22 protein-coding genes, 1 pseudogene and 1 riboswitch are annotated in these 21,114 nt (G+C 29.6%); of the genes and pseudogenes, 3 read left to right on the top strand and 20 right to left on the bottom strand.

Going from position 1 to position 21,114, the window contains the following annotated elements; genetic code table 11:
- Window positions 1-15: 15 nt before the first annotated feature.
- Genes yqeK through HMPREF3186_RS05220 form a run of 6 tightly spaced genes read right to left on the bottom strand, consistent with a single transcriptional unit; the run spans window position 16 to window position 4,270 of the window.
- The gene (yqeK, locus tag HMPREF3186_RS05245; RefSeq protein ID WP_060914245.1) at window positions 16-885 is read right to left on the bottom strand and encodes a bis(5'-nucleosyl)-tetraphosphatase (symmetrical) YqeK; all 870 of its coding nucleotides are present in this window, start codon (window positions 883-885) and stop codon (window positions 16-18) included.
- Window positions 860-1,468, bottom strand: a complete 609-nt coding sequence (gene nadD, locus HMPREF3186_RS05240; protein WP_060914244.1) for a nicotinate (nicotinamide) nucleotide adenylyltransferase — start codon at window positions 1,466-1,468, stop codon at window positions 860-862. The genes yqeK and nadD overlap by 26 nt, the downstream gene beginning before the upstream one ends.
- A 1-nt stretch (window position 1,469) precedes the next feature.
- A complete protein-coding gene (gene yhbY, locus HMPREF3186_RS05235; protein ID WP_004264083.1) occupies window positions 1,470-1,769 on the bottom strand; it encodes a ribosome assembly RNA-binding protein YhbY in 300 nt (99 codons plus the stop codon).
- A gap of 19 nt (window positions 1,770-1,788) precedes the next feature.
- The gene (yqeH, locus tag HMPREF3186_RS05230; protein WP_060914243.1) at window positions 1,789-2,907 is read right to left on the bottom strand and encodes a ribosome biogenesis GTPase YqeH; all 1,119 of its coding nucleotides are present in this window, start codon (window positions 2,905-2,907) and stop codon (window positions 1,789-1,791) included.
- Complete coding sequence (locus HMPREF3186_RS05225; protein WP_060914242.1) at window positions 2,900-3,472, bottom strand: YqeG family HAD IIIA-type phosphatase; 573 nt, start codon at window positions 3,470-3,472, stop codon at window positions 2,900-2,902. The genes yqeH and HMPREF3186_RS05225 overlap by 8 nt, the downstream gene beginning before the upstream one ends.
- A 21-nt stretch (window positions 3,473-3,493) precedes the next feature.
- Complete coding sequence (locus tag HMPREF3186_RS05220) at window positions 3,494-4,270, bottom strand: phosphatidylserine decarboxylase (RefSeq protein ID WP_060914241.1); 777 nt, start codon at window positions 4,268-4,270, stop codon at window positions 3,494-3,496.
- A gap of 397 nt (window positions 4,271-4,667) precedes the next feature.
- Here HMPREF3186_RS05220 and HMPREF3186_RS09625 point away from each other — a divergent pair.
- Both HMPREF3186_RS09625 and HMPREF3186_RS05215 read left to right on the top strand, forming a co-directional pair.
- A pseudogene (locus HMPREF3186_RS09625) lies at window positions 4,668-4,754 on the top strand (TetR family transcriptional regulator); the annotation flags it as partial.
- Between the two features lie 12 nt (window positions 4,755-4,766).
- A complete protein-coding gene (locus tag HMPREF3186_RS05215) occupies window positions 4,767-5,216 on the top strand; it encodes an LmrA/YxaF family transcription factor (RefSeq protein WP_231724167.1) in 450 nt (149 codons plus the stop codon).
- A 52-nt stretch (window positions 5,217-5,268) separates the two neighbouring features.
- Here the strand turns inward: HMPREF3186_RS05215 and HMPREF3186_RS05210 are convergent, their stop codons facing one another.
- The 6 genes from HMPREF3186_RS05210 to HMPREF3186_RS05185 all read right to left on the bottom strand — a co-directional run bounded on the left by HMPREF3186_RS05210 (window position 5,269) and on the right by HMPREF3186_RS05185 (window position 10,871).
- Window positions 5,269-5,628, bottom strand: coding sequence for a truncated hemoglobin (locus HMPREF3186_RS05210; RefSeq protein WP_060914240.1), 360 nt, complete (start codon window positions 5,626-5,628; stop codon window positions 5,269-5,271).
- Between the two features lie 168 nt (window positions 5,629-5,796).
- Window positions 5,797-6,978, bottom strand: a complete 1,182-nt coding sequence (gene metK / locus HMPREF3186_RS05205; RefSeq protein ID WP_060914239.1) for a methionine adenosyltransferase — start codon at window positions 6,976-6,978, stop codon at window positions 5,797-5,799.
- Between the two features lie 112 nt (window positions 6,979-7,090).
- Window positions 7,091-7,193: riboswitch (SAM riboswitch) on the bottom strand.
- A 547-nt stretch (window positions 7,194-7,740) separates the two neighbouring features.
- Window positions 7,741-8,232 (bottom strand): PH domain-containing protein, encoded by a 492-nt coding sequence (locus tag HMPREF3186_RS05200; RefSeq protein ID WP_060914238.1) that lies wholly within the window; start codon window positions 8,230-8,232, stop codon window positions 7,741-7,743.
- Window positions 8,225-9,730: a PH domain-containing protein gene (locus tag HMPREF3186_RS05195; RefSeq protein ID WP_060914237.1), complete on the bottom strand. Its 1,506-nt coding sequence runs from the start codon at window positions 9,728-9,730 to the stop codon at window positions 8,225-8,227. The genes HMPREF3186_RS05200 and HMPREF3186_RS05195 overlap by 8 nt, the downstream gene beginning before the upstream one ends.
- A complete protein-coding gene (locus tag HMPREF3186_RS05190; protein WP_060914236.1) occupies window positions 9,717-10,220 on the bottom strand; it encodes a YdbT family protein in 504 nt (167 codons plus the stop codon). The genes HMPREF3186_RS05195 and HMPREF3186_RS05190 overlap by 14 nt, the downstream gene beginning before the upstream one ends.
- A gap of 21 nt (window positions 10,221-10,241) precedes the next feature.
- Complete coding sequence (locus HMPREF3186_RS05185; protein ID WP_060914235.1) at window positions 10,242-10,871, bottom strand: MBL fold metallo-hydrolase; 630 nt, start codon at window positions 10,869-10,871, stop codon at window positions 10,242-10,244.
- Window positions 10,872-11,244: 373 nt separating this feature from the next.
- Here HMPREF3186_RS05185 and HMPREF3186_RS05180 point away from each other — a divergent pair, with 373 nt between their 5' ends.
- Window positions 11,245-12,393: an MFS transporter gene (locus HMPREF3186_RS05180; protein ID WP_060914234.1), complete on the top strand. Its 1,149-nt coding sequence runs from the start codon at window positions 11,245-11,247 to the stop codon at window positions 12,391-12,393.
- Window positions 12,394-12,444: 51 nt separating this feature from the next.
- On the opposite strand, the gene srtB is transcribed toward HMPREF3186_RS05180, so the two are convergent.
- The 8 genes from srtB to HMPREF3186_RS05140 form a co-directional block, all read right to left on the bottom strand.
- Window positions 12,445-13,305 (bottom strand): class B sortase, LPKTxAVK-specific, encoded by an 861-nt coding sequence (gene srtB, locus HMPREF3186_RS05175; RefSeq protein ID WP_060914233.1) that lies wholly within the window; start codon window positions 13,303-13,305, stop codon window positions 12,445-12,447.
- 233 nt (window positions 13,306-13,538) lie between these two features.
- Window positions 13,539-14,690 (bottom strand): pyruvate kinase, encoded by a 1,152-nt coding sequence (locus tag HMPREF3186_RS05170; RefSeq protein ID WP_060914232.1) that lies wholly within the window; start codon window positions 14,688-14,690, stop codon window positions 13,539-13,541.
- Between the two features lie 305 nt (window positions 14,691-14,995).
- Window positions 14,996-16,003 carry a tRNA dihydrouridine synthase DusB gene (gene dusB, locus HMPREF3186_RS05165; protein ID WP_004263927.1) on the bottom strand — a complete coding sequence of 336 codons (1,008 nt, stop codon included), beginning with the start codon at window positions 16,001-16,003 and terminating at the stop codon, window positions 14,996-14,998.
- A gap of 16 nt (window positions 16,004-16,019) precedes the next feature.
- Window positions 16,020-16,493, bottom strand: coding sequence for a 2-amino-4-hydroxy-6-hydroxymethyldihydropteridine diphosphokinase (gene folK / locus HMPREF3186_RS05160; RefSeq protein WP_060914231.1), 474 nt, complete (start codon window positions 16,491-16,493; stop codon window positions 16,020-16,022).
- Complete coding sequence (folB, locus tag HMPREF3186_RS05155; RefSeq protein WP_060914230.1) at window positions 16,493-16,873, bottom strand: dihydroneopterin aldolase; 381 nt, start codon at window positions 16,871-16,873, stop codon at window positions 16,493-16,495. Before folB ends, folK begins: the two co-directional genes overlap by 1 nt.
- A gap of 181 nt (window positions 16,874-17,054) precedes the next feature.
- Window positions 17,055-19,295: an endonuclease/exonuclease/phosphatase family protein gene (locus tag HMPREF3186_RS05150; protein WP_060914229.1), complete on the bottom strand. Its 2,241-nt coding sequence runs from the start codon at window positions 19,293-19,295 to the stop codon at window positions 17,055-17,057.
- 295 nt (window positions 19,296-19,590) lie between these two features.
- Window positions 19,591-20,775 carry an MFS transporter gene (locus HMPREF3186_RS05145; RefSeq protein ID WP_060914228.1) on the bottom strand — a complete coding sequence of 395 codons (1,185 nt, stop codon included), beginning with the start codon at window positions 20,773-20,775 and terminating at the stop codon, window positions 19,591-19,593.
- Complete coding sequence (locus HMPREF3186_RS05140; RefSeq protein WP_060914227.1) at window positions 20,768-21,034, bottom strand: DUF2087 domain-containing protein; 267 nt, start codon at window positions 21,032-21,034, stop codon at window positions 20,768-20,770. The genes HMPREF3186_RS05145 and HMPREF3186_RS05140 overlap by 8 nt, the downstream gene beginning before the upstream one ends.
- Window positions 21,035-21,114 lie beyond the last annotated feature (80 nt).

Below are 21,114 nucleotides of genomic sequence, written 5' to 3'. Positions count from 1 at the left end.
TCCTCTTTCTTTATTTTATTTTTTTATAATATGGAACATTACCACATAAAGTACATCATCTTCTGGGTATCTTTTAGCTAGTTTATCGATTAATTCATCTAGAGTAACACCATAATATTTAGCATAACGTTCTGTTAAAGTATCTCTTGTTACAGGTTTAACTAAATCAACTTCTAATGTAGCGAACACTGTATCAGGATCTTCATAAGTCGTAGCTTCTAATAAATCACCTTTTTTGAAATGAGCCTCACTCTTATTTCTAATCGTTATTGTTTTTTCATCAGTTAAAATTTTATCTTTATTTTTTTCTTTAAATCCGACACGATAGTTTTTAATATTATAATAGTTATAACAATCTAATAATGATGGATAAATTCTTTCGTCATTATCAATTAAATAAACTAACGTATACTTAGCTGCAAGTCTTACCGCTTCATCTAAGTCATACTGAGATACTTCTGTAACCTCTGCTAAATGTGGGTGTTTTCTTTGTGGATCAGTATAGTCAGCTATGAAGATTATTTTTTCTAATAATGTCATGTGCTTTCTACCGAATGTGTGGTTAGCAACCGCAAGTTTAACTTCTTCATCTGCTACACCAAATTCTTCCTCAATAAAAGCACTTGCTACAGGTCCGTGAAGAACCTCTACTGGATAGTCTAATAAATTAACATCTAAATTATGTAAGATTACGTATTTTTTCATTAATACTTCATCCATTGGTTTACAAACATCATGCACTAATGCCGCTAATGCTACTTTTTCTACGTTTGCTCCATGAATTTTCGCAAGATGTTTCGCTACTTCCACAACTCTTAATGTGTGCTCGTATCTTTTTTCTGGTAATATTTCTTTCACTCTATTTTGAATTTCTTGATATTCCATATAAACCCAACTCCTCTATATATGACCTACATTCATCTGTAATCATATACTTAATACTTTTCTTATTTTTTAAATTTTTCCTAATTAAACTAGAACTTATCTCAATTACTGGTGATTTCATTATCTCGTAATTAATAGATTTATAAAAAACATCCCCTTCTGCTACTTTATATAAATCCTCTTCATCACGAGCAACAAAAATAAAAGTTACAAGTTTTGCTAGTTCTCCTATATTATACCATTTTTTTAAATCTTTGGCTCTATCTGTTCCAATAATAAAATAGATTTTTTCATTTTTATACAATTCACTAAAATATTTAACAGTATTATAACTATAACTTACACCCTCATTTGATATTTCATAGTCACTTACTTCAAACTTTAAGTTGCCTTTAGTACTTAGTTTCGTCATCTCAAATCTATTTTTATCACTAGCTTCAAGTTCTCTACCTTTTAACGGTGTAATATACGAAGGAATAAAAATAACTTTCTCTAAATCATAAGTATCTAGTGCTGTTTCGGCAGTAATTAGATGACCTATATGAATCGGATCAAAACTACCACCATAAAGCGCAATTGACATCTTATTTCACCAACTCTATTTTTCTATACTTTTCCTTAGAGCTTTGTTTGTATAATACAATAGTGTGTCCAATTACTTGAACTAATTCAGATGAAGTACGTTCAGATAGAATTTGAGCAACCTCATCTTTATCTTCTTCACAGTTTTGTAAAATACTTACTTTTAATAATTCACGTTTTTCTAACGCATCTCTAATTCCTTGAATCATATCACTATTTACACCTGATTTCCCTACTTGGAAAATTGGTGATAAATGATGAGCTAATGCTCTTAATTGTCTTTTTTGTTTTCCTTTTAACATCTTATCCTCTTTTCTTTTACTATATTATCGATTCACGTACAAATACTTCGATTTCTTCTGGTACATGAATATCAATCTTGCATCCACTATCACTATTAACAGTAATCCATCCTAATCCAGAAATCACAATATCCATCTTTCTACTGTCAATAGTGAAACTTTTCTTAACTTGATTGTTGAAGATAGAAATATTATCTTCAAACGGCGGTTTTAATAATGTTCCTAAGTGCTTTTCAAACAGTTGATCTGCATTACTTAATTTTGTACGATGGATTTCTACTAAATTAGATGCATATAATGTGAAACTTTGACGCTCACCTTCTACAAAATCCATTCGAGCCATACCACCGAAGAATAAACTTTGCTCAGCATTTAACTGGAATACGCGAGCCTTAATCTCTTTTTTAGGCATTACTAATTTTAAACTTTGCGCATCAAGATAATGAGCTATATCATAATCCAGAATAATACCTGGTGTATCATAAATACTAGTAGCACGATCTAAAGGTATCTCTATCATACCTAGCGTTGTCCCCGGGAAGTGAGAAGTTGTAATGACATTCTTATCCCCAGTTGTAAGTTCGATAAGTTTGTTAATAAATGTAGATTTACCAACATTTGTTGCCCCTACTATATAAACATCTTTACCATTTCGTAATTCATCTATACGACTTGCTGCTTCTTCAACACCCTGATTTTTTATCGCACTAATTAAAAGAATATCTTTTACTTTAATGCCTTTAGCTTTCAGCATCTTAAATAGCCATTGTTTTACTTTATTTTGTTTAACAGATTTAGGTAATAAATCTAACTTGTTAGCTACAAGTACAATATCCTTATTATTTCCTACAATATCAACTACATCTTCAATCCAACTTCCAGAAAAGTCAAAGATATCTACTACTTTTACAATTAATGCATCTTTTTTTGATAGTGTTTTGATAAGTTGATAGAAATCTTCAGCTCCAAGTTGTACATCAGATACTTCATTATAGTTTTTTAATCTAAAACATCTTTTACATACAAGATTGCCATCGATACTTTTCTCTACTACACTCTTTGGTAAATAACCTTGTTTGTTCTGATCTTCACTTTGAATCTCAACACCACAACCTATACAATAAACTTTATTACTCAATATGACCTCCATTTTCTTTCTTATGTTTTAATCTATACCCTACTTTTTTCATTTTAGGGAATTTTTTTCTTCTTGTTAAATTTTGGATTATTAACCCTTCGAAAAATCTATTAATTCTAGTTTTGAATGCATCAGTTTTAGATATAGGTTTTACTAATACACTCATAACTCCGAAACTTTTTGCGCCTAGTACATCAGTTAATACTTGATCTCCTAGGATAATTGCTTCTTCAGGTTTTCTATTTAATTTTTGTAAAGCTCTTTTAAATCCAATTGTCAAAGGTTTTTTTGCTCCAGCTACATATTGTAGATTTAATTTTTTACAGAACTCCTCAACACGTTCTTCTGTATTATTAGACACAACAATAATATCGAAACCAGCTTTTTTCATTTTCTTTAGCCATTTGTTCAATTCTTTTGTATCTTTTTTACTATCCCATGATATTAAAGTATTATCTAAATCAGAAATAATAACTTTCTTGTTGTGCATATTCATATACTCAACATCAATAAACTCATACTTTTCTATAAAATCATCTGGTGAAAAATATCTTTTTAGTACCATTTTTCCTCTATCAATAGCCTATTATAAGATAGTAGCTATTTTCTCCCCCATCTTGATTTCTTTATTCTCTAAGTTTTCCTCTAAGATTACATTATCTTTTTCAAACAGTAATACTACTGTTGAACCAAACTCAAAGTACCCTAACTCTTCTCCCTTTTTTACATAAATACTCTCATACGTCGGAATAATAGAATTAACATTTTGAGCTCCGACAGGGATTAATGTATAATTTATTTTTCCATTAAGTCTATACACTTGTCTATAGTTATAACTTAGTATATTATCTCCTAACTCTAGACCAAGATTATTAACTGGATATGAATATTTACCTAAACTATATGCATCCTTTACCTGACTATTCATAGGGAAGTGAATACGGTGATAATTCTTTGGACTTAGATATATTATAATATATGTACCATCTTTATATTTATCTGCTAGCTCACTATCACCGACTAATGTTTGAACATTATACACTTGATTTTTCACAATAAATGTACTATCTTCACTTATAGTTCCCACTTCTGAAATAACTCCATCAGTAGGACTCACTAAAGAATCCTCTTCTTGATCAATTGGTCGAGCATCAGGTCGTAGCTTTCTGATAAAAAATTCATTTAAATTTTTAAAATCATCAATTTCATCTAAAATTTCATCAGTATTAATATCATAAACCTTAGCGAAAGGTTGTATCATTAATCTACTTAAATTAGACTTAGTTAATTTTTTTAGAGCCTGTGAGCTCATATTACCATTTGTTAATTCAACACAAAGTTGAAACATTTTCTTTTTTAACATACCAGTCTCCTTATTGAATATCATGTTATATTTTACTATAAAAGTCGATTAAATACAAATATTGCAAAGGAATCAACTCAAAATTTGAAACAAATTTCACTTTACATAATCAAAGTTTTATTTTTCAATAATTATTGTATTATTTTAGTCCCTCCCTAAGATAATTCATCGTACTTGAATTACATAGTAAGACGTTACTATTATTACTAATGCAGTATTTGTATATCCAAGTGTAACAGAAAATTTTTATCATATATTATTGATTTTAGTAACATAAAATTGTATAATATAATTATAATAATAAAGCAAGGGAGTGAATGACATGACGTTAAATAATAAAGTAAAAGAAAATATTATTTTAACAACTGTCCAAAACGTTTGAACTAAGGGCTATTCTCTGACAAGTGTTCAGGATATCATTAAAAAAGCTAAGGCCCCTAAAGGAAGCGTATATTATTATTTTCCAAAAGGTAAAGATGAAATTTACCTAGAAGCTTTGGATAAAATTAACAGTAATGTTAAAAAAGAATTTAAAACAATTTCTCCGAAATTAGGGACTTTAGAGGTGTATTTAACAAATGTTTTTGATCTTTTTATTTCAAAAGGTAAAGCATGTAAACGAAGTGGTTTTTCATTAACACTACTTGCTATGGAAACTGCTGAACTTTCTCCAATTATCGCTGAAAAATGTAGTGATATATTAGAAAATTGGCGCTTACTTCTTGCTGATGGACTTTTCGATAGAAATTTACCAGAAGATGTTTGCAATCCCGTAAGTGAATGGTTATTCACTAGCATTCAAGGAGCATTAACTGCAAACAGAATACACAAGGATGAAGCATTCCTTTACAATATAAAATCTTCAATTAGATTTGTTTCTACTGCTTCTCCTGAGACACTTAGAGAAATATTCTCTAGATCGGATGAAGACGAAGTTGTCGCATAAATAATAACCTCTCTACTGATATTATTAATTTCGGTAGAGAGGTGTTTCAATTTTAAATTGTATTTATCATTTGCATAGTAAGCGAATTAATCTTTTGACTAAAGAATTTTTTTATAGCAGGATTTATCTCTAATCTATCCAAAGCTAATTCGAAATCTTCTAACCAATACTTTGCTTCTTTTATTGAAATAGGTAATTTCATATGCTTTTTTCTTAAATCTGGTGTAGCAAAGATCGAATGACCTGGTTCACCTAAAAATAATCTAAAAAATTTCTTTTGTTCAATTTTAATTTTTTCAAATCCTTCATTAAATAATAGATTAATTCGATCATCATTAGGAATAATATCATCGTACATATACATTACTAATTGATCAATCTTTTCTTCACCTATTTGCTCATACAGGTTCATAGCTACCTCCATAATTTGTTCATATTTTCTTCACTTTTTGTCCTTATTTATATTAAACTACATAAAAGATTTTTTTGCAATTAAAATACTTTCACAATGCATAAGAATCTAACTTTAGATAATTAAAAAGCGTAAATTAGGTTCACCCTACTCTACGCTTTAATAATACTATTTTAATAATTTTTTAAATGCTTCTACTTTGTCAGTTCTTTCCCAAGTGAATTCTACATCTTCACGTCCAAAATGACCGTAAGCTGCTGTTTTCTTGAAGATTGGTTTTCTTAAGTCTAAAGTTTCGATGATTCCATTTGGTGTTAAACGGAATTCTTCTTTAATAGTTTTAACGATGTCCCCTTCATCTACTTTTGATGTTCCGAATGTTTCTACAAAAATCGATACTGGGTGTGCTACTCCAATTGCATAAGCTAATTGCACTTCTGCTTTATCACAGATTCCACTAGCAACGATATTCTTAGCAATATATCTAGCCATATAAGCTCCTGATCTATCTACTTTAGTCGCATCTTTACCACTGAATGCTCCACCACCGTGACGTGAGAATCCACCGTATGTATCAACGATAATTTTACGTCCTGTAAGCCCAGCATCACCAACTGGTCCACCAATTACGAATCTTCCTGTTGGGTTGATGAAGTACTTAGTATTTTCATCTAATAAATCTTTATCTAAACATGGCTCAATTACGTATTTTTTAATATCAGCATGGATTTGTTCTTGAGTTACATCTGCATCGTGTTGTGTAGAAACTACGATAGTATCAATTCTATTGACTTTGTGGTTCATATCGTATTCGATTGTCACTTGTACTTTTCCATCTGGACCTAAGTATGTTAGAGTTCCATTTTTTCTAATTTCTGCTAATTGTTTTGAAAGTTTTTGACTTAAGTAAATTGGTAGTGGCATATATGTTGGTGTTTCGTTAGTTGCAAATCCAAACATAAGACCTTGGTCTCCTGCTCCTACTTCATTCTCTTCTTTTTGTTGTTTTGTTTCTAATGAATTATCAACTCCAAGTGCGATATCTGGAGATTGTTTATCTAAACCAACAAGTACTGAAATATGATCTCCTGAATATCCTTTGTTAGGATCAGTATATCCAATTTCATTAATTGTATCACGTACGATTTGTTGGAAGTCAACATTTGCTGTTGTTGAAACTTCTCCAACAAGTACTGCTAACCCTGTGTTTACACAAGTTTCACAAGCAACACGTCCGTATGGGTCTTGGTCTAAAATCGCATCTAAAATCGCATCTGACACTTGGTCAGCGATTTTATCTGGGTGTCCTTCTGTAACTGATTCTGATGTAAATAAATATGTTTTGCTCATTTTTTTCTCCTAAAATATTTTTGTCTGATATTAATACAAATCTTTCTAAGTCCTTAATATCTTTAAAATAAAAATTAAAAGACCTTATCTCATAGACAAGGTCTTTATGTATACCTCATCGTTCAAAGTAAACTTTGCTAAGGAAAGCACCTTAATCAATTGATTAGGTTGCTGGAGTTCATCGGGCCTTATCCCTCACTCACTCTTGATAAGTATTTATATTTCTTTTATCAGCATATTAGATTTTAATATACTTTTTCTAATTTGTCAAACGATAAAATAAAAAAATTAATATTCAATATTGTATTTACTTCTTTCTTGGAGAATTTTTCCTTTTAACTTCTCCGATTCTTCTATAAAAATCAGTTCAAATCATCTTATAAACTTGCTTCTCACTTAGCACGCAGAAAGGATATTCAAATTATTGTTCGGTTAGTCTTCTTTTATGATATAATTAACCTGTCGTTGATAATAAATCAAATCCTGCGATAGTAGGAGGTGATAATATACTTTTATGCAAATACTTACTCAAATAGTGCTCAACGTTATGACAAATATAGTTTCATATTATATTTGTAAATGGCTTGACGAAATGCACTCTAATATACAACGATAAGCCTTATTATGTTCATCATAATAAAAACACTAGCATTGTAACGGGTGCTAGTGTTTTACTTTTATGCTTTACTTACTCTTTATAACTATATTCTAAACTAATATCAGCTAATTGTCAAATAAAACTCATGAAAAGATATAGTAAAATTAATATTCAATATTGTATTTACTTCTTTCACTAAGAATTTTTTCTTTTAACTTCTCCGCTTCTTCAATAGGCAGACAATCAATCGATAATTTGCTATATATTCCAGTTACTTGTATATTAGCCAATTTAAACTTATTTAAGATAGGTCCCGTATTTACAGTAACATCTTGAATGGTGTTGTATGGTAAAGTTTTTTTACTCTTGAAAAATACTCCTTCAACTTCCGACACTCCCATATCATCTATCTCATAAGAATAATTTCTAATTACTAAAGGTGGAATAACTAAGGCCACTATTGAATATATTATTAATATCATCAATATACCTAAACCAAGAAATTTATAATTTATTTCAGTTTTAAAATAATCATATACACTTTTACCAATAACTGGTGATAAAAGAACTAGAGCATATATTCCAAAGTGTATTCTTATATATTGTACAGACCTCTGTGGTAAATTACACGATTTTTTTTCAAATATTCTACTCATAACCTACCTCCGAAACTATAAAATCTCTTTCTAATTTTTCTTTGTATCCTCTATCATAATATTTCAACTTAATATCTGAGTTTACTCCAATAGAATTTATTGATATGTGAGCAAGATTTCTTTTACTCATAAAATAGTTAGTTCTACTATTAATTGTTCCTACTTTTTTTACTTTAATAAATTCTGTTATTATTGTCAATTGTCTCATAAATGTGTTCTTAAAATAATGTCTATCATAAGAAAGTTCATTGTATTTCAACATATAGTTTTTCACTAAAATACTATACGAAACCAAGACAAGATATAGAGCAAGCGAACTCAAAAATTTATACTCTAGCTTCAAATCAATATTAGCAAAATATAATATTGCAAACACTATTATCGGTAGTGGGCTACAATTAAATAAGCTCCAACGATACAATGCAATTTTAGCTTTTCGTTGTATTTTTTCACTTTCTAAACTTTCATAGTACTCTAAATCAATACCTAGATTATTTTTTACAAAATTTTGTGCAAAATCATTTTTTACTAGTGGTAAGACATCTATCGTAGATTTTTGCTCACTTAAATCTTCTGATACGTTATTAGTCAAGGTTTCAACAGATAATTTCGTAAGCCCGAAGAAACGATAACGCAAAGGGTATATCAATTTTACACTTTGAATCCTGTCAATATCGATAACTAATGATTTTTTATTTAACAATCCATATTTACATAGTAAATTATTATCTTTTGTCGTAAGGATAAAGTTATAATATTTTACAACCGTATGAATAATTGATGCTATTACTACTAAAATCATAAATATCCCAATTATTATAAATATGGCTGTTATATTTCCCACGACTGACTTAGCATTTTTTTGAAGAAATTCATCAAAATAAGCTTCATTGTCGAAGAGATATTTGAATACATCTCGAATCTTACCATTTAATGCTAATATCAGCCCTAAAGCTGCAAAGAACCTAACCCTAAGTAATCCATAAAATACAAGATCTTTAACAGATAATCTCAGTATTTCTTTTTGAGACTCCTGTATTTTTTCTTCTTGATCTGAAGCTATATCTTCAGATGTATCTTGTTTTGATTCTCTTAGTATATCAATTAAGTTTAATGCGACTTCCTTCTTCAGAGGTTTTATCCTAATTTTACCTCCAACAAGATTAATATCCACCGAAAGCAAATTAAATACTTGGTACAATATGTTAGAACTCATGTCGATTGACTGGATATTTTCAAGATTTATATTTTTTGTTTCTTTATTTATTATTCCTTTTGTGTAAATTAGAGCCCCATCACGTACTTCATAACTTTTTAAGAAATAATCAAATATACCTATTACTATTAGTAAAAGAAATCCTGCTAAAACTAGTAAATAATATTTCAAACTCTGCTCTCTTAATGCAAGCACCATAAAAATACCAAATAATCTAAATCCAGTAATTACAGAATCCATAATAACCATAGGGTGCACTCGATTTTTTTTAATATTCTTCATCTTTATACCTCCTATAATTAAGATTGTTTTCTAGGATAGTTAATAGCAAATTTTCAAGCTGTTCTACATCTTTTTTAGAAACATAAAAGCTTAATTTTTCTGAACCAGTGTTTATACTAACCTTATAAATATTGAACTTTTTCGATAATATATTTTGCTTTATTGTATAATCTAGTATATTCCTAAGTGGTGCTACTTCCTCAAACTTAAAGAATGTATATATTAATGTTGAAGCTAGTTTAAAATGTTCATCTGTAATTTCAAAAAATGTATTGTACTCATACTTATCTCTTAACATTACAACTATTACATGATTTAAAAATACTAACCCTAATATTATCCATAGGATAATATAGATATCTACACCGAACACTTCTTCAAAACCGATAAGTTTAAAAATCACAGAAGCTACCGCAACACATGTTAAACATATTGCCCAAATATTAAAGAAAAAATAATCAACGTATATTCTTCCTATATATTTTCTCATAATATCTCCCCCTATCTGTTATTAACAACCGATAAGATTTAAAGATCTTTCTCTTTCAATCGTAGTCTCATCTCCATGACCTGGATATACTATTTTTGCACCATCAAGCTTAAATAATACATTTCCTAGTGAATTTTTCAAGGCATCATAATCTGATCCATATAAATCATAACGACCAAAACCACTTCTAAATAATGCATCTCCTACAACAATAAACTTACCAAAATCAAACGATACTCCTCCTGGAGAATGTCCTGGTGTTGGTAATACAGTGAAACTTAAACCTGCAATTTCGTATTTTTTATTTTCTTCAAATTCAAATTCTGCAGGATCAGTCATAGGTGGTCTTCTTAAACGGAATAAAGTTGAACCGTTAAAATCCGGATTTTGTAACCAGTCACGTTCATGTCCTGAAATATATACAGGTACTCCGTAGTGTTTTCTGCACTCATCTAATGACATAATGTGATCAAAGTGAGCATGTGTTAATAATATCGCTTCAATTTTTACATTTAATTCATCTACAGCTTTTTGTATTCTATCGAAACCTTCACCTGGATCTACAATAACTCCACGCCCATCTTTATATACTATATAGCAGTTTTCATCTACCATATCCATTACTATTCTTTTAATTTCTGCTTTTGCCATTTTCTCAAAACCTTTCCATAATTATTGTTATCTCTATTTTATCTTATAATTCTTCTATTAACAAGTATTGATTAGTAGTTTTCTTACTTTACTTATACTATCCCCTCTTCACTTGACCTTATTTAATATTTTTTTTATACTGGTATAGTATGATTTTCATAATAACTTAGGAGTGACTCAAAAATCGTGATTTCGGAGAAATCGATTTTATCGAGTCACCCCCACACAGTTTATTAGATATCTAAAAAGCTTTTATAAAGCGAATTTAGATATCAATAAACCACTGCGTCTATGAGTTCTCATATGAATCTTGTTGAATTTTAGGACTTTTGAGAAATCCCTATTAATTTTCTAATAAAAAAGGAGAAACAAAATGAAATTAAATTCATTCGCTAAGTTTTCATTACTTAGTATTTCAATATTATTAATGTCACATCTTGCTATCTCTCCAGTAATTCCGAACTTATATAAATTTTATCATGAGAGCAACCAAAATATAGGTCTGGCTTCTGTTGAGAGTTTAGCTACTATTCCTGCTATGATGATAACAATCTTTGTTCTTCTTAGCAATGGAGTTATTAAGTTTATTGGTAAAAAAAATACCGTTCTTCTTGGACTATTACTAATTTTTATCTTTGGTATTGTACCAGCTTTTACAACAAACTTTAAAGTTGTTTTAATTAGTAGACTTTTCCTTGGAGCTGGTATAGGGTTATTCAACTCACTTTCAATCAGCATGATTAGTGACTTCTTTGATGAAGAACACCGTGGAACTATGATTGGACTTAGAACTGCATTCTTAAATATAGGTAAGGCATTAACTACATTTATTTCTGGATACCTACTAATTTACGGGATTCAATATACATTTTTAGTTTATGCTCTAGCACTTCCTATATTTATAATTTTCCTATTATTTGTACCAAACGCAGAAAATATAAATAATAAAAAAGTTAGCATTAAATTCCATAAAGAAACTATTATCCTAACTCTTTTAACATTTTTAGTAGGAATTTCTTACATGGGAGCAACCATCAAAATCCCTACTCTACTAGCAGAAAAATATCACTACCAACCAGATGTTGCTAGAAATCTATTAACAATTCTTGCTTTAAGTGGTATTCTTTCAGGAGTTATCTTCGGTATTCTCGTTAAGAGATTTAAAAATCTAACTTTACCAATTATGTTAAGTTTCATGACAATTGGAAGTATGTTATTTACTTTAACAAACAATATTGTTATATTCTATATCGCAGCTATCTTTATAGGAATCAGCTTTGTTGGAACGATGTCATTTAACTTCTTCTATATTTCTAATAAGTTAGAAAATAAATTTATAAACTTTGCGACAAGTGTAATTTTAGTAGGTGGTAATATTGGTGTAATTCTAACTCCAGTAGTACTCACAAAAATACCTGAAACTCTACACTTAGAAAAATATACAACACCATTTTTCATAACTACTACACTTATGTTAATTTCTACATTAGTTAGTTATACAGTATTAAGAAATAAAAAATAATATAAACTAAAAGAGACATAACGTATAATTTTTACGTTGTGCCTCTTATTATTAACTATTTAATAATTCTTTATTTTTCTCTAAGAATTCTTTTAATTCTTTATCAGGAACCTGTCTAGCTAATACTAATGTTCTTAATGATACATCATCTAAACGACAAGTAGCAAATACTGTCATATTATCCTCACCAGATATTTTCGTATTCTCTAACCAGTTTCTTGCCCCGTTTTTAAATAAACTTATAAATTCATCTTTTTTATTAGCGGTTGTTGGTATTTGATACAGATTAGTATCTTCGTGAACTACTTTAACCCCTGTTACTTCATAATAGTATTTTCTTTCCGGAGTTTCCATAACTACAACTCTATGACTGTCAAAATAATTTTTTTTAGCAAACCAGTTCATATTATTGAATACTCTTGTATCCAATGTTATTTTCTTCTCCTCAATTCCCGCACGAGCATGTCCAAATACCCATTTCACATCGCTTTGATCTAAACCAGGTTTGTTTTCAAAATCCATAAAAACTGCACCGATAAATGGAGCGGGTTTATTATCAATTCCATACTCTAAATACTTAGAGTTATTTGTTGTTTGTAAAATCGGTTCTTTAAGTGAATCATTACCATCACCAGGAACGTACATATAACCAATAACCTCATTATTTGTTGCTTTTAAGTCTTTAAACTTATTAGCTAAATAATCTTTCTCAGCTTGATCTACTACATATTTATCATTTTTCTTAGGTACTTCCTTAGATTGTGTAGATTCTACTTTTTTCTCAACTCGAACTTGTGGTTCAATGGAATTTTTATTCATGTAAGAATATATTCCAAATACTCCACCAACTACAAATAAAAGCATTAAGACATACTTTACAATTTTACTTAGTAAAGATTTATTATTATTCATAAAAAATATTCCTTTCTAAAAATTTATGTTTACATATCTAAATTCCACATTAGATTATATCATAGTTTTTTTAAAAATTCTTCAATAACAAACCTTTCTTACATAATAAAATTTATAACGAATATCTAAGTATTTCTACTAAAATATAAAATTTAGAATAATCTACATAGAATACAAAAAAAAATCGAACTTTTACTTAGTTCGATCTCTTAATATTATGAAAATGTGCACTTTTAAACTTGTCTTATATTAACAAAATCTGTTGGAGGAACATTATCTTTTCCAAGATCAGGTTGTCCTGCTGTGATTAAAATATAATCTCCCTCTTTTGCTAAACCTGATTCCTTAGCAAATTTTGGTGCTAAGTTTAACATTTCTTCCATAGGAAGTGTTCTTTCTTCAATAAATGTAGTAACACCTCGCGTTAAAGCTAATTTTCTAGCATTTTGTTTTGAAGGTACCACTGCCAAAATTTGAACTTTCGGCTTATACCTTGCGATAAACTTAGCTGTGCTACCAGATTTTGTATAAGTTACAATATTATTTACATCTATAGAATCAAGCAAATATTTAGTCGACAACGAGATCGCGTGCGCAATATCCATCTTGTGGTTTTTATACTCATCTTCATTTCTATCAAATACTCTATCTTGAGTTTCAACATAACTAATAATTTTATCGACAGTTTGTAATGCTTCTTTTGGATAGCTTCCAGTTGCTGTTTCTTCTATCAACATTATTGCATCTACTCCATCAATAACTGCATTCGCTACATCCGAAACCTCTGCACGTGTAGGTCTAGGATTATAAATCATAGAGTGTAACATTTGAGTTGTTAATATTACCTCTACCGTTGCATCGTTAGCTTTTCTAATAATTTCTTTTTGAATACTTGGTAAGTTTTGATATGGTAATTCCATACCAAGTTCATCCCTATTTATCATAATAGAATCCGCAAATTGAATAATTTCATCGATGTTTTCATATGCTTCTTTACAGTCAATTTTTACTATTAATCCAATATCTTTTTTCCCTTGAACTTGCAATATGTCTTTTACTTTTCGGATTTCATCCAGATTACTAACAAATGGACAAGCAACAAAATCAACATCATTTTGACAAGCAAAATGAACATTTTCTTCTTCTATTTTAATTAATTTATATTTACTTTCCGCATAAATATGATCTAAGTCATAAATTATCGCAGTATTTTTACCTAATTTATCTCTTAATTCTTTTATTTTATTAATTCTATCGATAGACTCTTCTGTACTTCCATAATATGTATCAATTAATACAGCGTCCGCACCCCTAGCAACAATCTCCTCTAATATTCCCTCTGTACTATTTCCCAAAGTTGCTATTATTTTTGCCTTTCTAGTCATATATAACTACCTCACCTTTTAAAACGTTTTCTTTTTTCTTAATTATAACACATTGAATTATTATTTTCTAGATACTTTTTAAAGTTTGCCATTTCTCATTATTTATTTTTAATATTAATATTACATAGTATTATTATTTTGAAAATGCTATAGAACACTACAATTCTTAGTATTTCTCTCGCTTCTAAATCACTTTAAATAAGTTTTTTATATTTCTTATTAACAATAAAAAAGAGGCTATACTAACATTTGTATAACCTTTTTCAGTATTATTTTTTATTTATTGGAATTAATAATTCAATGCATTAAATGATTATTTCTTTTTTTGGAGCTACAATACCAGACTCAAGATAATCTAGGAATTCTCCGAATAGATTTTCCATCTCTGCATATGAGTTTAAAGTATTTAATTCTTTTTTAACTTTTGCTCCACCTTTAATACCCTTCATGTAGTATGCAGCGTGTTTTCTCATTTCGTGTACGGCTACTCTTTCAGGTTTAATTTCCATAAGTCTTCTTAAGTGAAGTAGACAAACATCTATTTTTTCTCTTGGGCTTGGTTCTTCTGTTAATTCACCAGTTTCTAGATACTTAACTGTACGATATAGCATCCAAGGATTTCCTAAGGCAGCACGCCCTATCATTACCGCATCACAATTAGTATCATCCAGCATCTTTTTCGCAAGTTCTGGTGAAGTTACATCTCCATTACCAATTACTGGAATCTTTAGTTCTTTTTTCACATCACGAATAACATCCCAGTTAGCTTTACCACTGTACATTTGAACTTTTGTTCTACCATGGATAGCAATAGCACTAGCACCAGCACGCTCTGCATTTCTAGCATTATCCATTATGTAAATATGCTCATCATCCCATCCCATACGCATTTTTACTGTTACAGGCTTAGAAACAGAGTCTACTAGTCTTGCAATTACTTCATATACCTTATCTGGATCAAGAAGTAATTTACTACCAGCATCAACTTTAGTAATTTTCGGTACCGGACATCCCATATTTAAGTCAATAATATCAGCTTCTGTGTTTTTATCAACATACTTCGCCGCTTCTACTAATGTTTCAATCTCCCCACCGAAGATTTGTAAACTTAGTGGACGCTCTCTTGGATCTATATATAGCATATTCATCGTTTTTTTATTATTAAATAAAATAGCTTTATCACTTACCATCTCAGCACAAACTAATCCTGCACCGAATTCTTTTGCTGTTAAACGGAATGCAGCATTACATACACCTGCCATAGGTGCTAAAACAACTCTATTTGGAATTTCTACTTCTCTAATTTTAAACATTCTTTATCCTTTCATTTTACAATTTTTCTTTATATACACTTATAGGTTCTGTTATTTTCTCTAATGATTCTTTTATATTTTTTCCAGCTATCTCTATACTATCGTACATTTCTACTAACGGAGCTAAAACAAAGTTTCTATCATGAATATATTTATGTGGAACAATTAATCTATCATCATTAAAAACTAAATCATCAAATGTGATTACATCAATATCAATTATCCTATTGCCCCAGTGTTCCTTACGAACTCGCCCTAATTCAAGTTCTATTTTTTGAATCGTATCTAGTAATTCATATGCTCCTAGCGAAGTTTCTACTTCTATACACATATTTAAGAAGTCTTGATCAGCTACACCACCCCATACAGGTGTTTCATAAATACTGCTCTCTAAAATAATCTTAAGATTATTTTCTTCTATTTTTGCTAAAGCATCTTTTAAATACTGTTCCCTTGGTTCTATATTAGTTCCTAACGCTAGTATAATCATTATAAGTTATAAAACTCCTCACGTGATAGTTTTACTTCTACACCGCATTTTTCAAAATGATATTTTATCGGTGCTCCTGGTTTATTAATTTTTAATTTTATATTTTCTATTTGAGAAAATTCAGTAAAAATATTTTTTAAAATTTCTCCAGCTAATCTTTCAAGCAAATTAAATGTATTAGTCGTAGCAGTTTTCACAACAACTTCTACAATATCAGCATAACTAGTACTATCTGTCATTTCATCACTGAACATAGCTTTCTTATAATTAAGTTCACATTCTATGTCAAAAATAAATTTCTGACCTAATTTATTCTCTTCTTCAAATAATCCATGATTAGCAAATACTTCAAGATTATCGATAAATAACACTGTTCTCATGATTAATACCTCTCAATCATTATTTTGCTTAACTATAAAATTTTATCACATTTCGACTTTTTTCTCTAATGATTATACTTACTTTAACTTATTTTTCACAAAAAATAAGATGACTCAAGAATAGTGATTTATTTAAATCAATTTTCTTGAGTCATCTCTCTAAAAATTATTCAATAATAATTTAGTTATTACGTTTTTTTCTTCCTAAGAAGAATGCCATCATTGCACTGATTCCAGCAAAGACTAATGAACTAGAAGTATCTAATCCAGTTTTTGGTAATACATTTTTCGCTGAAGTAACTTCTTTTGTTTTTGATTTAGGTGCATCGTTATTAGCATCTGTTGCAACTTCTCCTAAGTCTTGAGATGTTAAGTTATCTTTTTTATCCTCTTTGTTTGAAGTACTGCCTTGTTCTGGTTTCACCTCTGGTGATAACGGAGTTGTTGGATTTATCTCTGACAATGCTGGAGTTGTTGGATTTAACCCAGGTGATTCTGGAGCTGCTGGTTTACTAAAGTCGATTTGAACAACTACAGGATCGTGGTCAGAAGCACGTCCATGTTCTTCCATAAATGAAGCATTAATATGCACAGGAGAGAATACTACTTTATCCTTGATATTTTTAGAAATTAAAATATTGTCTAAACTTTGGTTACTTCCACGATAGAAGTATGAATATCTATCTCCTTGTTCATGTTCAGCCATTAAGTTAACAAGTTCATTTCCTACGATTGTTTTTACACTATCTGAGAATTCGAAGTCATTGAAATCCCCTGTAAGAACAAATTTTAAGTTAGGATTTTGACGTAATCCTTCTTTAATGAAAGCATTTAGAATTTTAGCCTCTTCAATACGTTTTGCTTTTGTATTCTCTACAGATGGTTGGTTAGAACCATAGATTGCATCGTCTCCTAATTTTGATTTTAAGTGGTTTGCAATTACTACTATTCTTTCACCTTTAAATTCAAATTCAGCAGCTAATGATTTTCTAACTTTCTCGAAATGAACACTTTTTGGATCAATTCTCGCTGGATTTTTCTCAAGGTGTCCATTTACAAAACGCGCAGCTTCTTCGCTTCCACCTTTTTCTTTTCCAATTAGAGTTACTCTCTTAGGATTATATAAGTAAGCTACCCTAATATTAGCACCTGGTTTACCACCATCTTTTCCATCAACTGGAGCTATTTCTGTGTATTTATAATCTGGTCCACCAAGACTCTTAATTCTTTGAGCTAATTTTTCTCCACTCTTAACTCCATCAACAGTTCCATCATTAACTCCACCATTGTTATCTTGAACTTCGATTAGAGTAATAATATCCGGACTATGAACTTCCTTGATAAATGAATTAGCAATCTTATCAACTTTTTCTTCTGGTGTTTCATCGTGACCATTGTTGTTAGCTGAGAAGTTTTCAATATTGTAAGAAGCAATTGTTAGTTTATCTTCTGAAGGATAAATTTTAGACACTTCACGTTTTAATCCTCCATCTTGAATTGCTGGTACACTAGATGGATCAATTTTATATGTTTTATTTTTATAAGTAACTACCCCAGTAATATTTTCATTAAAGTAATCTTTTGCTTTTGCTACAAATTTATTTCCTACTGTAATAGGTAGTACTTCTGTATTTTGTACACCTGGGCGTAGATTAACTCCACCGATGTTATTAAGTTTTTGACCTTTGTAGTCACCTGGCAATACATAGATATCACCTTTATATTGTGGACCAGTAACTTTTGGTTTTGTTACTTCTACACGCATTCCCTCTAGGCTTTCCCAGTAGTCTAGTGCCTCAGTTTCTGGATTATATTTAGTTGGTGTATTATCCACTATATCTTTTGGCATTTTTTCAGAAATGTTTAATGCTTTCGGTAAGTCTGCTTTTCCTAATTTTGTTATAGTAGCATTAATAATTTGAGTAACAGTTAAACTTCCAGCTGGTTTCTTAAAAGTTTGTCCTGGTCTTACAGAATATTCTTCCATATAACCTTCTTTAACAGTTCCTTGAACTTTTAATAAATCCCCTGATTCTACTTTCTCTTCTGAAGCAACATATACTGCATCAGAAGTTTTTGGATTATTATCTGATACTTTATCTTGAACATAGAATCCTGTTTTATCAGTCTTAGTTACAACAACATTGTTGATTACTACTTCTTTTCCAACTAAAGGACTTTCATGGCTTTCACCTTGTACTTCCCCTATATTTTTTACTTCTTTAGGCGCTGTTACTTGAGCTGCTGATGTAGTTGCTCCAGCCGGTATACCTTCATTTTTATCTGTTGTAGTAGCAGGCGTCACTACTTCTGTTTTAACCTCTGCCGCAGAAACTTCATTTACTTCTGCAGATAAGTAAGTAGCACCTACTCCTCCTAATACTGCACTCGCTAATAATATTGATAATTTGTATTTTTTCACAATATGAACTCCTTGTATATAAGTTTATACTAATTATTTTACTATTAATCTAATTAATAAGCAATATAAATTGTTTGCCTTTACAAAAAAAGGGGCTGACCCAAAAGTCCTAAATTTCAAAAAAATGTGTATGAAAACTCATAGACGCAGTGGTTTATTGATATCTAAATTCGCTTAATAAAAGCTTTTTAGATATCTAATAAACTTTGCGGGGGTGACTCTAAAAAAATCGCGATTTCCGAGAAATCGCGATTTTTGAGTCACTCCCTGAAGATTCTTAAAATCAATAATTAAACTATTTAATTCTTCTCTTTTTCAGTTTTACCAACATAAAAGATAAAATTATTACTCCTACCATTCCTATAAAGATTAACCATGTATTTTCTATTCCTATTTTATCAGTTAGCACTCCATTTACAGACAATAATATTGCTACAATGATAGATTCAAGAGTATAGAATATAGAAACTGTTGTCGTCCTATTCTCATCACTTTTTACCAAATATTTATGCATAAATACATTAACCTGTATGCTCATTAAAGTGAAAAATACAATAAATAGCATAAATAGTATAAACTTAGCATATACATTTTGAATAAAAATAAACATTAATAGCATTCCAAGATTTACAATTACAAAGAAATATAAAATTCGTAATTTCGATAATTTATTTGATAATTTTTCATATATAACACTTCCGAACATCCCACTAACTGATATACCAATCCAAACATAACCGATAATATCAGCATCTAATTTTTCAAATACAGCTTGCCATTGATTTGATGGACCCAGATCCAAAATAGAAGGAATAACAAACAGTATCATAAGAAATACACTACTTTTTACATAAAGTGTTTCTTTTAACGAATTTTTCACCGTAACTATTGAACCTTTTAAATTCTCTATAGATATTTTTTGTGTCTGTTCTAATTTTTGCATAAATAAATATGTAAATAAAAACGAAATAATAAAAACTGACATACTCAATATTATCGACAAACTTTTAAAATAAACATATACATACTTGGCACTTACAAATCCTATTACCGCTGAGAAAAATAGTGAATATAGCGAATTTCTAGAAAGAACTTTATCTATATCTATTTCTTCATTATTTTTATTGTTTACATTGATCAACCAACTTGTTAAAGTTCCAGATTGAAATGATTCTGCAATGGCAGATAATATTGCAGATATGTATAATAATATTAAACTATTGCTAAGCAACAATATTAATCCAACAACCCTAAAAACCACACTTAGCAGAATACTATTTTTTGCTCCGATATTATCAGTGATTGCCCCACACGGAAGCTCAGTCATAAATGAAGCCAACCAAAAAATCGATAAATATAGCCCAACTTCAGTAAAAGAAAAATCTTTCGATAACAGGTAAATATATAAAATCGGATTAAAGAATGATAGTGCTGTTATAGATAAAATACTATACAAATAATAAAACTTTGTATTATTCATCTTTTTCCCCTACTATCTTATACATTTTCCCATAATTATCTCTTTCTAAGAACTTATAATCAACAAGATATCTTCTAATTAGAGAATAATCTGGATAAATCTCCTTAATTGCTTCATTTAATTCTTTCTCAGTAAACTCTAATGATTTTTCCTTTAACATCTGTAAAACTAACTGAAGCACAGATATCTTATTCTTTTCTTTTTTAGGAATTGTCATCAATTTTCCTTCTTTAAAATATTTCACTTTGATTTCTTCCATAAAACCACTTCCTTTCTATTAATAAATTTTAATTTTTTATCTATTATTATACAATAAAAAGAAAAAAATACAAGTATGCA

Origin of the sequence: Gemella haemolysans, from assembly GCF_001553035.1 — a bacterium.
Taxonomy (GTDB): domain Bacteria; phylum Bacillota; class Bacilli; order Staphylococcales; family Gemellaceae; genus Gemella; species Gemella haemolysans_B.
Note: the sequence above shows the minus strand (reverse complement) of the source record. Positions and strands in the feature narration are given on the sequence as shown.

What these genes read in the sequence shown, in the direction of transcription:
- HMPREF3186_RS05145 (WP_060914228.1), bottom strand. Translation starts at nt 20,775, where the DNA reads ATGAATAATACAAAGTTTTATTATTTGTATAGTATTTTATCTATAACA.
- HMPREF3186_RS05200 (WP_060914238.1), bottom strand. Translation starts at nt 8,232, where the DNA reads ATGAGTAGAATATTTGAAAAAAAATCGTGTAATTTACCACAGAGGTCT.
- metK (WP_060914239.1), bottom strand. Translation starts at nt 6,978, where the DNA reads ATGAGCAAAACATATTTATTTACATCAGAATCAGTTACAGAAGGACAC.
- HMPREF3186_RS05140 (WP_060914227.1), bottom strand. Translation starts at nt 21,034, where the DNA reads ATGGAAGAAATCAAAGTGAAATATTTTAAAGAAGGAAAATTGATGACA.
- nadD (WP_060914244.1), bottom strand. Translation starts at nt 1,468, where the DNA reads ATGTCAATTGCGCTTTATGGTGGTAGTTTTGATCCGATTCATATAGGT.
- HMPREF3186_RS05190 (WP_060914236.1), bottom strand. Translation starts at nt 10,220, where the DNA reads ATGAGAAAATATATAGGAAGAATATACGTTGATTATTTTTTCTTTAAT.
- HMPREF3186_RS05225 (WP_060914242.1), bottom strand. Translation starts at nt 3,472, where the DNA reads ATGGTACTAAAAAGATATTTTTCACCAGATGATTTTATAGAAAAGTAT.
- yhbY (WP_004264083.1), bottom strand. Translation starts at nt 1,769, where the DNA reads ATGTTAAAAGGAAAACAAAAAAGACAATTAAGAGCATTAGCTCATCAT.
- dusB (WP_004263927.1), bottom strand. Translation starts at nt 16,003, where the DNA reads ATGTTTAAAATTAGAGAAGTAGAAATTCCAAATAGAGTTGTTTTAGCA.
- HMPREF3186_RS05220 (WP_060914241.1), bottom strand. Translation starts at nt 4,270, where the DNA reads ATGTTAAAAAAGAAAATGTTTCAACTTTGTGTTGAATTAACAAATGGT.
- srtB (WP_060914233.1), bottom strand. Translation starts at nt 13,305, where the DNA reads ATGAATAATAATAAATCTTTACTAAGTAAAATTGTAAAGTATGTCTTA.
- HMPREF3186_RS05210 (WP_060914240.1), bottom strand. Translation starts at nt 5,628, where the DNA reads ATGAACCTGTATGAGCAAATAGGTGAAGAAAAGATTGATCAATTAGTA.
- folB (WP_060914230.1), bottom strand. Translation starts at nt 16,873, where the DNA reads ATGAGAACAGTGTTATTTATCGATAATCTTGAAGTATTTGCTAATCAT.
- HMPREF3186_RS05180 (WP_060914234.1), top strand. Translation starts at nt 11,245, where the DNA reads ATGAAATTAAATTCATTCGCTAAGTTTTCATTACTTAGTATTTCAATA.
- HMPREF3186_RS05195 (WP_060914237.1), bottom strand. Translation starts at nt 9,730, where the DNA reads ATGAAGAATATTAAAAAAAATCGAGTGCACCCTATGGTTATTATGGAT.
- HMPREF3186_RS05185 (WP_060914235.1), bottom strand. Translation starts at nt 10,871, where the DNA reads ATGGCAAAAGCAGAAATTAAAAGAATAGTAATGGATATGGTAGATGAA.
- folK (WP_060914231.1), bottom strand. Translation starts at nt 16,493, where the DNA reads ATGATTATACTAGCGTTAGGAACTAATATAGAACCAAGGGAACAGTAT.
- HMPREF3186_RS05170 (WP_060914232.1), bottom strand. Translation starts at nt 14,690, where the DNA reads ATGACTAGAAAGGCAAAAATAATAGCAACTTTGGGAAATAGTACAGAG.
- yqeK (WP_060914245.1), bottom strand. Translation starts at nt 885, where the DNA reads ATGGAATATCAAGAAATTCAAAATAGAGTGAAAGAAATATTACCAGAA.